Origin of the sequence: Sorangium sp. KYC3313, assembly GCF_052075895.1 — a bacterium.
GTDB classification, from domain to species: Bacteria; Myxococcota_A; Polyangia; order Polyangiales; family Polyangiaceae; genus Sorangium; species Sorangium cellulosum_B.
In genome coordinates, this window is sequence record NZ_CP197255.1 from 9,562,658 (window position 1) to 9,575,923 (window position 13,266).

Consider the following 13,266-nt stretch of genomic DNA (forward strand, 5'->3'; position numbering starts at 1 on the left):
CGCGAGATCCGAGGAATACCAGGCGATCTGCGCGTACCTGGCGAGCGCGAGCAGGCGGCGCGCTGGTCGATGCCGATCGCTAGACGCGCCGCTAGCCGCGGCCGAACCGCTCCACGAACCGCCGGTGCGCCTCGAGATCGGGGCCCTCGCCGCCGACGAGCTCCTTCTCGCGGTAGCCCGTCGCCACCGACAGCACGTCGATCCGCCGCCCCTCGGCCCTGAACCGCACCCGCCACGACGTCACGGCGAGGCGCATCGCGTCCCCGTCGGCGCGGATCCGGCGGTAAGGGTGCGGCTGCGGGCCGAGCGCGAGCACGCGGTCGACGCGCTCGCGCAGCGCGAAGCCGTGCGCCTCCTCGATCCACGCGGCCTGCTCGGCGGCGCGCGCGCCCCACGCGACCTCGAAGCCGGGCTCGGGGTCGACCGGCGCTCCCCCGCCCGGCTCCTCCGCGAGCGGCGTGAGCCAGCCGGTGCGCGCGTGCGGGTGGGCGTCCGCGTACGGCACGTAGGGCTTGAGATCGAGCACCGGCGTGCCGTCGATCATGTCCACGCCGCCGACGCGCAGGGTGAGCCCGTCCACGGCGAGGAGCCTCACGGCGCTGAGGCCGATGGGGTTCGGGCGGTGCGGCGAGCGCGTCGACAGCACGCCGCGCCGCTTGCCGGCGCTCCGCGGGGGCAGCACCTTCGGGCGCCAGCCCTCGTTGAGGTGGAACCAGAAGACCACCCAGAGGTAGTCCCACCCCTCGATGTCGGAGAGCGCGTGCTCCAGCCCGAGGCCCGGCACGAGCTCGATCGTCCCCTCCGCGCTGCCCGCCGCGTGGGGCTGCCGCGGCGCGCTCACCTTGTCGGAGAACGGCGTGCGCACCACGCCGATGGGCGTGAACGTGACGGGCTTCAGCATGGCGCCCCGGGGGCGTCGGGCACCTCGACGATCAGGACCGACGGCCCCTCGAGCTCCACCCAGCCGCGCTCGATCGGGGGCCGCCGCGCCGCGCCGCCGAACCGCGGCTCCTCGCTGAACGCGAGCGCGCGCGCCTCCGGGCGGCCGAGGTCGAGCGAGAGCGCGCCCCGGAGCGCGCAGAGCGCGATCACGGCGGCCCCGCCGCCGCGGCGCTCGATGCAGATCGCGTCCGGCGAGAGCGCGTCGGCCGAGAAGGCGCCGCGCGCGCGGCTCCGCAGCGCGGGGTGCGAGGCGCGGAGGCGGAGGAGCTCGCGGTACCACGCGAGCACGCCGGCGTGCTCGGGCCGCTGCCGCTCGGCGGGGTCGAGCTTCGAGCGCTGGAACGTCCGCGGATCCTGCGGATCCGGCACCTCCGCGCCGGCGAACGCCGCGAAGTACTGGAACTCGCGCCGGCGGCCCTCGGTCACGAGCCGGCCGAGCTCGGCCTCGTGATCGGTGAAGTACTGGAACGGCGTCCGCGCGTTCCACTCCTGGCCCATGAACAGGAGCGGCGTGTACGGCGTGAGCAGGAGCAGCGCCGACATCGTCCGGAAGGCCGCCGGGCTCACCTTGTCCCCGAGTCGATCGCCGACGGCGCGGTTGCCGATCTGATCGTGGTTCTGGATGCAGTGGACGAAGCGCGGCGGCGGCACCGGATCCGCGGGCGTGCCCCGCGGCTTGCCCGTGTGCTTCGAGATCTGCCCCTCGTAGAGCCACCCCTTGCGGATCGTCGCCGCGATGTCCTCCGCGCTGCCCGTGTGATCCTCGAAGTAGCCGTCGCGATCCCCGGCGAACAGGACGCGCAGCTCGTGGTGGAAGTCGTCGGACCACACCGCGTCGAGGCCGTACCCGCCCTGCTCGACGGGCGTCACGAGGCGCGCGTCGTTGTGGCTGTCCTCGGCGATCACGAGGACGCGCCGCCCCTCGCCGGCCGCCCGCGCGCGCTCGCCGATCTCCCGGAGGATGTGGGGCTCGGAGTCGTCGACGATCGCGTGGGTCGCGTCGAGGCGGAGGCCGTCGATGTGGAAGTCGCGGATCCACATCTCGACGTTCTCGAGGACGAGCGCGCGGACCTGCTCGGCGCCCGCGCCGTCGTAGTTCACCGCGTCGCCCCAGGGCGTCTTGTGCCGATCGGTGAAGTAGCGCGTCGCGTACGCGCGGAGGTAGTTCCCGTCGGGGCCGAAGTGGTTGTAGACGCAGTCGAGGATCACGCCGATCCCCGCGGCGTGGGCCGCGTCGACCAGGCGGCGCAGGCCCGCCGGGCCGCCGTAGGCCGCGAGCGGCGCGAAGAGGTCGACCCCGTCGTACCCCCACCCGCGCTCGCCCGGGAAGCTCGCGACCGGCATGAGCTCGATCGCCGTGATGCCGAGCTCCCGGAGCTCGGCGAGCCGCCCGATGAGCGCGTCGAACGTGCCCTCCGGGGTCGCCGCGCCGACGTGGACCTCGTAGAGGACGAGATCCTCGAGCGCGACGCCCCGCCACCCCGCGTCGGTCCACGCGAACGAGGGGTCGTCGACCGCCGACGGGCCGTGGACCCCGAGCGGCTGCGCGCGGGAGTACGGGTCCGGGAACGGCCCCTCGCCGTCGATCCGCACCTTGTAGAGCGCGCCGGCCCCGAGGCCCGGCGCCGTCGCCTCGAAGGAGCCGCCGCCGATCGGGGCCGCAGGCAGCGCGCCCGTGACCTCCTGGCCGTCGGCCCCGTAGGTGACGATCTCGATCCGATCGTGGTCGGGCGCCCAGACGCGGAAGCGGACCGCGCCGCCCTCGAGCCACGCGCCCATCGTGCGCTTCGCCTTCATGTCACTGGCCTCGCTGCGCCGCCCGCAGGAGCAGGGCGACGGGGAAATCGGAGAGCACGCGGTCGAGCGGGAGCGACGCGCCGCCGCCCGGCTCGGGCGGCGCGTCCGAGCCGCGCGGCGGAGCGGCGGACGGCGACGCCTCGAGCTCGGCGCCGGTGAAGAGATCCGTGTAGCGGCCAGGCTCCACGTCGACCGAGGTGCCGGCCCACGCCGCGCCGATCGGCGGGGAGCAGGCGCCGCCGAGCAGCCGCGCGCTGAACCGGGGCGCGACCACGACGATCGAGCGCCCGTCCGGCGCGCGCCGCGCGAAGGAGACGACGTGGGCCTCGCGCTCGCCGATCACGGCGCGCGGCGCGTAGTCCCCGTCGGCCCCGAAGAGCGCCGGGTGGCGCCGGCGCAGCTCGAGCGCGACGTGCGTGACGAACAGCTTGGCGCGGCCGTCGCGCGCCTCGGCGCAGAGCTCGCGCGCGAGCGCGCGGCCCCCGCCGGTCGACCGCCGGCGCGCGCGGATCTCCGCGAGCGCCCGCTCGCGCACGGCGTAGTCGACCGTGCGGCGGTTGTCCGGGTCGACGAGGCTGAAGTCCCACACCTCGTTGCCCTGGTAGATGTCGGGCACGCCCGGCGAGGTGAGCTTCAGGAGCGCCTGCGAGAGCGAGCCCCACATGCCGTGGTACGCGACCACGCGCGCGAGCGGCAGGAGCGCGCCCAGGACCTCCGCGGACGAGACCGCCTTGCGGACGAACGCCTCGACGGCGGCGTCGTACTCGGGCTGCGCGTCGATCCAGGACGTGTTGACCTTCGCCTCCTTCGTGGCCTTGCGCATGTAGTCCACGAGGCGGTCGGCGTACGCCGAGAGCGCGTCGCCCTCGGGCGCGCGCGGCTCGCGTCCGCCGCCGAGCAGCGGCTCGATCGGCAGGCTGCCGAGGAGGGTCTGGTAGAAGAGGTACTCCTCGTTGCTGTCCGGCGCGAGGCGGCCCTCGATCTCGGCCTTGAGCGGCGCGGCGGCGGCGGCGGCGCGGTGGAGCGCCTCCTCCCAGGCCGACGGCAGCTCCGAGAGCACGCTGATGCGCGCCCGCACGTCCTCGCTCCGCTTCGTGTCGTGCGTCGACGTCGCGAGCATCGAGTACGGCCACGCCCTGTGCCGCTGCACGTTGCCGCGGTGGAACGCGAGGACGCTCGATCCGTAGCGCTCGGGCTCGCCCCCGACCTCGTTCAGCGACACGAGCCGGTTGTAGATGTAGAACGACGTGTCCTCGAGCCCCTTGGCCATCACCGGCCCGGTGAGCTGCTGGAACTTCATCACGAAGTCGCAGAAGAGGTGCCGGTCCTCGTCAGGGAAGAGATCCGTGCCGTCGAGCATGAGGACCGAGCGCACGAACGTGAAGATGGAGCCCTCCATCGTCGGGTTCTGCCGGCGCGCGAGGGCGACGGCGCGGCCGATGGCGACGCGGTCGTGATCGGAGATCGCCGGCGTCCGATCGTTGATGTAGGTGCGGTAGACCGGGAAGCACGCGATGACCTCGCGCAGCGCCTCGTTGAGCGAGCCCAGGGTGAAGTCGCGGAAGCGGCGGTCGCGCTCGGTGAGCCGGTTCAGGGCGTGGGTGAGCACGTTGAGCTCGCTCGCCAGGGCCGTCCGGAGGATCACCTTCTTCTTCTCGTAGACGAGCGCCTCGAACGGTATGTGCTCGTCGATGAACCGCTCGTAGATCGCGGTCATCTGCCCCTCGCTCGAGGCGTCGACGAAGAGCTCGCCCACGAGCGCGGTGAAGTCGTAGCCGCTCGTCCCGTGGACGGGCCAGGCCTCGGGCAGCGTCTCGCCGCGCGCGAGGATCTTCTCGACGACGACGTAGAGCGGCCGCGCGATCGACGCGCCACGCGCGCCGCGCTCCGAGAGGGCCGCGCGGAGGGCCGGCTCCAGCCGGGCGAAGCGGGCTTCGGGGCGGCGGCGCGGGTCGAGGAGGCCCTTCTGCTCGGGCCCGTCCGAGGCCTCGGCGAGGAAGCGGCGCCGGCAGCGCTCGATCAGGTAGCCCTGCTGGAGCTCCTCGAAGTAGCCGATCGGGTTCCAGAGGCCGTCGGGGTGGTCGATGCGCAGCCCCGTGACCTGACCCCGCTCGCAGAGCTCGAAGACGAGGCGGTGCGCCTCGGCGAACACCGGCCGGTGCTCCATCCGGATCGCGGCGAGGTCGTTGATGTCGAAGAACCGGCGGTAGTTGATCTCCTCGGCGGCGGTGCGCCAGAAGCTGAGGCGGTAGGCCTGCTCCTCGAGCAGCGCCTCGATCGGGTCGAAGCTCAGCGGATCGCCCGGCTTGCCGTTGATGCGCAGGACGCCCTCGGCCACCGCCGCCGCGATGTCGGGCGAGTCCGCGACGAGCGACGCGAGCCGCCGCCTGAGGATCTCCTTCTCCCGGCGCCGCTCGATCACCTTGGCCCGCTGCGTCTCGGTCCGCGGCGGCATGTTGCGGAGCCCGGTCAGGATGCTCTGCAGCTCGAGGAGCGCGTCGTGCTCCTCGCCGAGCGCGGCGACGAGCCCGGGCACGAGCGGCCCGATGATCATGCTGTACGTCCGCGGGTTCACCGGGAAGACGTGATCGAAGTACCGCAGGACGAACGCGCCGTTGTCGAACTCGATCTTGAGCTCGCCGCGCTCGAGCACGCGCCCGAAGTGGTCGCCGAGCACGGGGAGCAGCACCTTGTGCTTCAGCTCCGTCTTGAGCGGCGCCCAGTCGATGTCGAAGAACGGCGCGTAGAGCGAGCTCGGGCCGTTCTGGAGGACGTCGTTCCACCAGGCGTTGTCGGACGTGCCGATGCCCATGTGGTTGGGCACGAAGTCGAGCAGGAGGCCCATGCCGTGCGCCGCGAGCTCGCCGGTGAGCCGGTCGAGGTCGGCGCGCTCGCCGATCGCGGGGTTGAGCGCGTTGTGGTCGACGAGGTCGTAGCCGTGCATGCTCTCCGGCCGGGCCTTGAAGAACGGCGACGAGTAGAGATCGCTGACGCCGAGGGCGTCGAGGTAGGCGACGACCCGGCGCGCCTGCTCGAAGGTGAAATCCTTGTTGAGCTGCACGCGGTAGGTGGCGCGCGGCAGGCGAGGGGCCACGCCCTCGCACGCCGCGTCGGCGAGCCGCGCTGCGTTCGCCTGCAGGCCAGCGCCGTCCGCATGGCCGCCCGTCTGCTGTTCGTCCGACGTTCCGGTCATCCTTCGGTTGCCTCCGGCGGCAGAATCTACTGCGAACGAAGCGATGAGCATCCGCGGATCTGCGCAGCTCGCGCGGCTCCTGCCGTTTCGGCTTGCGGCACGAAGGAAAGGCCTGACGCGCCTACGGGGAACGCAGCAGCGATGAGCTTGGCGCCATGGATCACACCGGGGTCCGGCGTGGCCACGGAAAAGGGGTGACGGGCTCAGCCGTTGTCGAAGGCACGCCGGGCTCAGCCGTTGTCGAAGGCACGCCGGGCTCGGCCGTTGTCGAAGGAGTCGCCGTCAGCGCGCTGTGCTTCCCATGGGAACGCTCGACCTCCTCATCGCCACCGTTCTCCGTTGCTGTTCCACCCCTCCGCGCATGGCCGCACCGATACCCGAATAACAAGCGCCGTTCAGGCGGCCGACTGCATGTTTCCGGAGCCGCCCCCGCGAACATCACGGCGAGCGCGTTCCTCCTCCGGTGTTCGTTTGCACCGCCCGCGCGCTCTTCGCGTGTCCCCTCCCCTGGAGCCCGCCGTCGAGACGGCTCGACCGGCGCATGCTCGGCGGCGCGCGGCCGGAGGCGCACGCTCGGGAAACGATATGTTGCCAAATGCCCGTATTCGCGGGCGGAGTGAGACAACAACTGTTTCCGTCATGAAGGATCAGGAGAGGTATTGATGACCAGCTCTTGGAGATTCGTCGCGCACTCGGAGGCGCGGCGCAGGGCGCTCGGGTTCGCCAAACAGGCAGCGTCCGCAGACTGCTCGGTCCTGATCGTCGGGCCGACCGGAGCGGGGAAAGACATCCTCGCGCGCGACATCCATCAGCACAGCAAGCGTTCGAAGCACCGACTCATCACCGTCAACTGCGCAGCCCTCACGCAAACGCTGTTCGAGAGCGAGCTGTTCGGCCACGCGCGCGGCGCGTACACGGGGGCGACCGTATCGAAGCGCGGCGTCGTGGAGCTCGCGTCCGGAGGCAGCCTGTTCCTCGACGAGATCGGCGAGCTGCCGGCGGAGGCGCAGGCGAAGCTCCTCCGCTTCCTCGCGGACGGCTCGTTCTGGCCCGTGGGCGGCAGCGAGGAGAGGAGCGTCGACGTCCGCGTCCTCGCCGCCACGAACCGGGACGTCGCCACCGGGCTCGACAAGACGTTTCGAGCCGACCTGTTCTTCCGGCTCAGCGTGCTCACCATCGTCGTGCCACCGCCCAGCCGGGAGGACCTGCGCAGCCTCTCGAGGGTCCTCGCCCTGGAGCTCGGCGAGCGCTACCGCACGCTCCTGCCCGCGCGCGAGGTGAGCGCCGTCGGCGAGCTCGCGAGCAACGGCGTGTACAGGGGCAACGTCCGCGAGCTCCGCAACGCCGTCGAGCGGTACTTCCTCGTGCGAGACCCGGAGCGGACCGTCGAGCAAAACTGGCGGGCCGCGTGCGCGCTCGACCTCCTGGCCCAGCAGGGCGCGCCCCCCGACGACGACACAGCGGCGATATCCCAGGTGCACCCACAAGAGGTCGAGAAGCTCTACGACCTCCTGTTCCTGACGTGGGCCAGGGAGACGAGGAACGCGCGCGAGCTGTCGCGGCGAATCGATCGCTCGTTGCCGTACGTTTACAGCCGCCTCGCGAAGCTCGGTATCAAGCCGAAGGACCTCCAGAGCACCGAGATCCTCGAGCGCACGTCGGCGAGGATCCGCGCGGCGCTCGCCCCCCATCGCTCCACATTTCTCCAGCTTCTTAAAGAATCTTAACAAAATAGATCACCCCCTCCCGAGGGCGCCGCCGGAACCGTCGCGCCGTTCGATGGAACGACCCTTGCGAAACGGCCGAGACGGAACCCGGGAGGGCGGTGGATGTCCCGACCGAGAAGGATGGAGGAGCGCATGCTGACTCTGGGCCTCGCAGGAGGCTTGGATCCCGTCTACGACTGCCGCTACGACTCGCCGCAATTCTTCACGTACGACGCGGCGGCCGTGCTGGTCGAGGACGGGCAGGTGGTGGCCGCCATCGAGGAAGAGCGGCTGAACCGCGTCCGGCGGACGAACAAGTTCCCGTTCGACGCGCTGCGCGCCTGCCTGAGACAGCGAGGCGTCGCGCTCTCGGACGTGGACCGGATCGCCTATTATTCAGGCGAGGAGACGGCCAACCTGCTCGTCGGGCGCCTGCGCGCGGCGTTCCCGGAGCTCGCCGGCGTGCCGGACGCGCGCGGGCTGCTGCACGCGGCCATCCAGCGGGAGATGAGGTGCGCGGTCGATCCGGCGCGGCTCGTCTTCGTGCCGCACATGATGACGCACGCGGTGAGCGCCATCGCGGTGTCGGGCTTCGATCAGGCGCTCGTCTACGTCATCGACAACGAGGGCGGGGTCCTCGCCGGGACGTCGGCGAGCGGGAGCCGGTCGTGCCTCACGTCGCTCGCGGCCTTCGCGCCGCAGAAGTCGCTCGGCGAGCTGTGCCATCGCACGATCCGCGCGCTCGGATACAGCCCCTTCGAGGAGGCCGAGGCGATGGAGCTCGCCCCGCAAGGCGACCCCGCCGCGGTCCGCGGCGCGATGCGCGAGGTGTACAGGCTGCTGCCGGACGGCGACTACGATCTCGCCCTCCAGAACCTCGCGGCCGTGCTCTCGAAGGCGCCGGGCAGGCTGCGCGGCGACGCGGTGGAGCAGGCGCACAAGGACGTGATCGCCGCGCTGGAAGAGGCGATCTCCGAGATCGTGCTCCACGTGCTGCGCCACCACCGCACGAAGAGCGGGCTACGGCGGCTGTGCCTGGCCGGCGGGGGGGCGCAGATCTGCGCCGTCAACTCGCGCGTCCTCGCGAGCGGCCTGTTCGACGAGGTGTTCGTGCAGCCCGCGGCGCACGACGCGGGCTGCGCCCTCGGTGCCGCGCTCTTCGCGAGCGACGCGCCGCCGCGCCGCGCCCCGCTCGACCACGTGGCCTGGGGCACGGACATCGGGAACGCGGACGCGGTGATCCCGGCGCTCAGGCGCTGGGGCGCGCTCGTGACGGCGGAGCGCCCGGCCGATCCGGCCCGCAAGGCCGCGGAGCTGATCGCCGGGGGCGCCGCCGTGGGCTGGGCGAACGGCCGCTCGGAGATGGGGCTCGTGGCGCTCGGGCGCCGCGCGATCGTCGCCGATCCGCGGGACGAGCGGCGGCGGGAGGCGCTGAACGAGCTGAAGCGGCGCGCGCCGCACCGGCCGCTGTCGGTCGCGATGCTCGCCGAGGACGCGGCCGAGTGCCTGATGCTGCCGTGCCCGGCCGAGCAGCTGCGCTGGAAGAGCTTCGCCCTCCGCGTGAAGCGCGAGCGCCGCGCGGCGCTCGCCGCGGCGCTGCACGCGGACGGCACGGTCCGCGCGCAGGTGGTGCTGAAGGAGGCGGATCCCCGGCTGTTCGCGCTGCTCTGCGCGTTCAAGGAGATCTCCGGGGTCGGGGCGCTGCTCGCGACGTCGCTCGATCACGGGGCGGAGCCGCCCGCCGAGACCGTCGACGACGTTGTCGCGCTGCTCCTCACGAGCCGCCTCGAGGCCGCCTTCGTGGACGGCGTGCTCGTCCGCGAGGAGGGCCCGTCGCTGGAGGCCAGGCTCGGCATGATCGTGGAGATCCCGCGCTCGACCCAGGTATGCCGCACGCGCGGGTGGCTCGACGGCGCGCGCATCGGCGACGCGTGGGAGCTGCGGACGAGCTACGACCGCGGGATCCGCCGGAAGATCTCGCGCCCCGCGTACGAGGCGCTGGTGAAGGCCGACGGGAGCCGGCCGCTGTCGTCGCTGCTCGACGGCGCGGGGGCCGACGTCGCGGGCGAGCTCTGGGCCCTCTGGACAGAGCGGCTCGTCCGGCTCGCGCCGGCCGAGCGCGGGTGAAGCGCAGGCGCCGAAGCCAGACGCGCGTGAAGAGCGCGCCGGCCTCACGGACGTGACGTGAGCGCGCCCGCCGGGCGCACAGGGAAGAGACAACGCAGGCCTGCGTGGCCGCGAGGCTCGGGACACGACGGGTGCAAGGAGAAGAGCGCGGTGAGCTCGGAGGACATGACCATGAGCGCTGGACGCAAGGCGCGCCCGAGGATCGACATCGATCGGCAGACGCAGCTCGCGGCAGAAGCGCTGAAGAGCGCGCTCGCGGCGCGGGATCTGCCGGCCTTCTACCGGGTGTTCCGGTCGACGGATCTGCCCTTTTTGGGGCGCATCTATGAGGGAGACGCAGCAGGCCTGTTCCGCGCGTGCGCGCACGTGCTGCACCGGCTCGGGGGGATCTCCCCGGCGGTCGCGCTCGCGGTGGAGAACCATTTCTACGTGACCTCCGCGATAGCCACCTTCCCCATCGCGGACGACGCGCGGCTCGACGCGCGGCGGCGCGCGCTGCTCTCGGAGGTCGTCGAGGGGCGCCGGCTCGTCGCCAACACGAACTCGCGGGTGCACGCGGACCGCGTGAACGCGGTGGGGACGCGGGCGCGGAAGGCGCCCGGAGGACACGTGGTGAGCGGCGCCGCGTCGTACACCTCCCTCGCGACCGAGGGAGATCTCCTAATCTTCACGACGGCGCTGGAGGAGGGCTTCCCCGCGGTCTTCATGACGCGGCCGCGGGGCAACCCGGCCGTCGAGATAGGCCCGTACCTGTTCCCGGACGCGATGCTCGACTCCGATACACGCCGGATCGTGTTCCACGATCTCTTCGTGCCGGAGGAGGACCTCCTGCTCGGCGGCCCCGGGCCCGAGATGGTGCAGCTCCTCCTGTTCGAGATGGTGTGGCACCAGGTGCTGATTCCATCGCTGTACCTCGGCGCCGCGGCGCAGGCGATCGACGAGTCGCGCCGGTTCCTCCGCGCGGTGCGCGGCCGGGACGGGGCGCCGCTCGCCGAGCTGGACGGCATGGTCGTGGACATCGGCCGCCTCGTGATCCGCTACCGCGCCGCGTGCGCGGCGGTCCGCGAGGCGGGCGAGGCGATGGGCACGATCACCTCCGCGAGGGACCGCGCCGAGCGGCTGCCGCGGCTCTACGAGCTGGCCGGGGCCGCGAAGTACACGGGGACGAGGTGCGCCGAGGAGACCGTCGCGGCGGCGCGCGGCATCGTCGGCGCGCGCGCGTACGCGGGGGACGGCGCCCTGGAGCGCCTGTGCAAGGAGGTCGTCTTCGGCCCGCTCGGGCCGGAGGTGAACGCCGTCATCGAGCGCGCCTACGGGCGACGAGCGCTCGGAGAGGGCGAGTTCGACGGCGCGGCGTCGTCGCCGTGGCTCGATGGCGCGATGAGCGCGAGCGGCAAGGAGGAGACATGCTGACGCTGGGCCTCTCCGGCGGGTTGAGCTTCGCCCACGAGGAGATGTACGACATCCCGAAGAGCTTCACGCACGACGGCGCGGCCGTGCTCGTCGACGGCGGGGAGGTCATCGCGGGGATCGAGGAGGAGCGGCTCAACCGCATCAAGCACTCCAACAAGTTCCCCATCGAGGCGATCCGCTTCTGCCTCGCCCGGGGCGGCGTCGACATCGATCGTGTGGACCGGATCGCGTTCTACGCGAGCGAGGAGTACTGCAATGCGCTCCTCGGGCGGGTGCGGCTCCTGACCGGGGGCGCGCTGCCGCGGATCGACGCGCGCACGCTGCTCGCGGCGAAGCTCGGCCAGGGGCTGGGGCGCCCGATCGACCGCGACAAGATCGTGTTCGTGCCGCACCACCAGGCGCACGCGGCGAGCACCTACCTGCTGTCGGGGTACGACGACAGCCTGATCGTGGCGATCGACGGGTCGGGAGACTTCCTGTCCGGGCTCGTGGCCGTGGGCTCGGGCGACAGGATCGACGTGCTGAAGACGATCCCGGAGTCGAAGTCGCTCGGGAACTTCTATGTCTCCGTCATCGCGCTCCTCGGATACGGGGTGTTCGACGAGTACAAGGTGATGGGGCTCGCGCCCTACGGCGATCCGGCGAGGTACCGCGCGCTGATGAGCTCGCTCTACACGCTCTTGCCGGACGGAGATTACGAGATCCACCGCGACCGCGTGGGCGCGCTGGCGCAGGCGATCGAGGTGCGCAGGAAGGGCGGGCCCTTCACCCAGCAGCACCGCGACGTCGCGGCGTCGCTGCAGGAGGCGCTGGAGGCGCTCGCGCTGCACGTGATCCGCCACGAGCGCGAGGCCACGGGCAAGACGCGGCTCTGCCTGGCCGGCGGGGTCGCGCACAACTGCACGATGAACGGGAAGGTCCTCTATTCGGGGATGTTCGAGCGGGTCTTCGTGCAGCCTGCGGCGCACGACGCTGGCTGCGCGCTCGGGGCGGCGCTGCACACGACCCTCGCCGCGGGAGCGCTGAAGTCGCGGCGGCGGATCGAGCACGTGTTCTGGGGCCGCGACGTGGGCGGCGAGGCCGAGATCGAGCGCGAGCTCTCGGGGTGGTCCCGCTTCCTCCGCCACGAGCGCGCCGAGGACCTGCCGGGGCGCGTCGCCGAGGTGATCGCCGCAGGGGCCGCCGTCGGCTGGGCGCAGGGAGGATCGGAGTTCGGGCCGCGGGCGCTCGGGCACAGGAGCATCCTGGCCGACCCGAGGCCGGCCGCGAACAAGGACCTCGTGAACGCGATGGTCAAGAAGCGCGAGGCCTACCGGCCGTTCGCGCCGGCCGTCCTCGCGGAGGACGCGCGCGAGTTCTTCGAGCTCCCGCCCGGCGAGGACGAGTTCCCGTTCATGATCTTCGTGCTGAAGGTCCGGGAGGACAAGCGGAGCGTCCTCGGGGCGACGACGCACGTGGACGGCACGGCCCGCGTCCAGACGGTGGCGCGGGGCTCGAACCCGCATTTCTGGGGCGTCCTCAAGGCGTTCAAGGACAGGACGGGCGTGCCGGTGCTGCTCAACACCTCGTTCAACAACAACGTGGAGCCGATCGTCGACTCCGCGCACGACGTGGTGACGAGCTTCCTGACCACCGGGCTCAACTACCTCGCGATCGGCGGCTTCTTCGTCGAGAAGCGCGCGTGGACGTGGGAGGACGTGGCGGCGCTCGCGGTCGACATCCCGAGGCACGTCCGCGTGGACCAGATCCGCCGCTTCGTCGCGATGGATCGCGCGGCCACGGCCTTCGAGCTGCGGAATACCTACGACGCCGGCGTGCGGGTGAGCGTGTCGGCCGACCTGGGCGAGGCGCTGATGCGCGCGGACGGGGCGAGCTCTCTGGCCGAGCTGCTCGCGGGCGCCGGCGCGGACGAGCCCGCGCGCGCGCAGAAGGCGGCCCAGGAGCTCGAGGGGCTCTGGGCGGAGCGGCTCGTCTCCCTGCGCCCGCGAGGCGCCTAGAGCGAGAGCGCCTGTCCGTCGTCTCGTGATGAGCCTTTGGCGCGAGCGCCCTTGTCCGCTCGCGCGTCGCCTGTCCGCTGTCTTGAGGGTG

The 13,266-nt window shown here is 72.2% G+C and carries 7 protein-coding genes; 4 read left to right on the plus strand and 3 right to left on the minus strand.

The genetic code is table 11. The annotated features are described in order from the left end of the window. Positions 1–91: 91 nt before the first annotated feature. Genes tsaA through treY form a run of 3 tightly spaced genes read right to left on the minus strand, consistent with a single transcriptional unit; the run spans position 92 to position 5,932 of the window. Positions 92–901 carry a tRNA (N6-threonylcarbamoyladenosine(37)-N6)-methyltransferase TrmO gene (gene tsaA, locus ACSRUE_RS36175; protein ID WP_437745861.1) on the minus strand — a complete coding sequence of 270 codons (810 nt, stop codon included), beginning with the start codon at positions 899–901 and terminating at the stop codon, positions 92–94. After that, the gene (gene treZ / locus ACSRUE_RS36180) at positions 895–2,739 is read right to left on the minus strand and encodes a malto-oligosyltrehalose trehalohydrolase (protein ID WP_441287553.1); all 1,845 of its coding nucleotides are present in this window, start codon (positions 2,737–2,739) and stop codon (positions 895–897) included. The genes tsaA and treZ overlap by 7 nt, the downstream gene beginning before the upstream one ends. Before the next feature lies 1 nt (position 2,740). After that, a complete protein-coding gene (gene treY, locus ACSRUE_RS36185) occupies positions 2,741–5,932 on the minus strand; it encodes a malto-oligosyltrehalose synthase (protein ID WP_441287554.1) in 3,192 nt (1,063 codons plus the stop codon). Positions 5,933–6,594: 662 nt separating this feature from the next. Here treY and ACSRUE_RS36190 point away from each other — a divergent pair. From ACSRUE_RS36190 to ACSRUE_RS36205, 4 genes are all read left to right on the plus strand, one after another. Beyond that, entirely contained in the window at positions 6,595–7,659 is a 1,065-nt protein-coding gene (locus ACSRUE_RS36190) for a sigma 54-interacting transcriptional regulator (RefSeq protein ID WP_441287555.1), read from the plus strand. A gap of 132 nt (positions 7,660–7,791) precedes the next feature. Then, positions 7,792–9,765: a carbamoyltransferase C-terminal domain-containing protein gene (locus ACSRUE_RS36195; protein WP_441287556.1), complete on the plus strand. Its 1,974-nt coding sequence runs from the start codon at positions 7,792–7,794 to the stop codon at positions 9,763–9,765. A 171-nt stretch (positions 9,766–9,936) separates the two neighbouring features. Beyond that, entirely contained in the window at positions 9,937–11,178 is a 1,242-nt protein-coding gene (locus tag ACSRUE_RS36200; RefSeq protein ID WP_441287557.1) for an acyl-CoA dehydrogenase family protein, read from the plus strand. After that, positions 11,172–13,175: a carbamoyltransferase family protein gene (locus ACSRUE_RS36205; protein WP_441287558.1), complete on the plus strand. Its 2,004-nt coding sequence runs from the start codon at positions 11,172–11,174 to the stop codon at positions 13,173–13,175. The genes ACSRUE_RS36200 and ACSRUE_RS36205 overlap by 7 nt, the downstream gene beginning before the upstream one ends. The last annotated feature ends 91 nt before the right edge of the window (positions 13,176–13,266 follow it).